Source organism: Lysobacter sp. TAB13, from assembly GCF_052113885.1.
Classification (GTDB): domain Bacteria; phylum Pseudomonadota; class Gammaproteobacteria; order Xanthomonadales; family Xanthomonadaceae; genus Lysobacter; species Lysobacter gummosus.
Genome location: NZ_JBFRDR010000127.1, coordinates 1 through 528, shown reverse-complemented (window position 1 = coordinate 528; position 528 = coordinate 1). Strand labels below are relative to the sequence as shown.

1 protein-coding gene is annotated in these 528 nt (G+C 64.4%); it reads left to right on the top strand.

Going from position 1 to position 528, the window contains the following annotated elements; all coding sequences use genetic code 11:
- Positions 1–466, top strand: a 466-nt coding sequence (locus tag AB4Y92_RS25445) for a helix-turn-helix transcriptional regulator (RefSeq protein ID WP_441822144.1), incomplete at its 5' end; no start/stop codon positions are given.
- Between the last annotated feature and the right edge of the window lie 62 nt (positions 467–528).

The following is a 528-nucleotide window of genomic DNA, read 5'->3' as shown; positions in this document are numbered from 1 at the left end:
GATCGAAGCACTGGTGCTCGGCTCGCGCTGGGTGTCCGACCGGGCTGATGGTCGTCTTGCCCTGGCGGCGCGCGATGCGCTGGCCAAGATCCTCGCCGTCCTGCCAGGTGATCTGCGCGATGATGCCGAGGCGTCCGCCCTGTTAGTCGGTCCCGGTGCCGCGATCATGGCGGAAAGCTTCGATCTCTCTGCCATCCGCAAGGCGATCCGTTCAGAGCGCAAACTCTCGATCCTCTACCGTGATGGTGTCGGGCAGGCGAGCGAGAGGGTCGTCTGGCCGTTCGCCTTGAGCTTTTTCGACCATGTCCGCGTCGTCGTCGCGTGGTGCGAACTGCGGCAGGATTTCCGGCATTTCCGCACCGACCGCATCTCGCAGGTTCAGCCGCTCGACATCCGCTATCCGCGCCGGCGCCAGGGCTTGCTGAAGGAGTGGCGCGAGCGGGAGGGAATTCCGCAACCATCGTGAGCGACACTGCCGGAAATTGGCAGCATCTGCATCTAGGATCTCTCATCGCCCAACCGGAGACC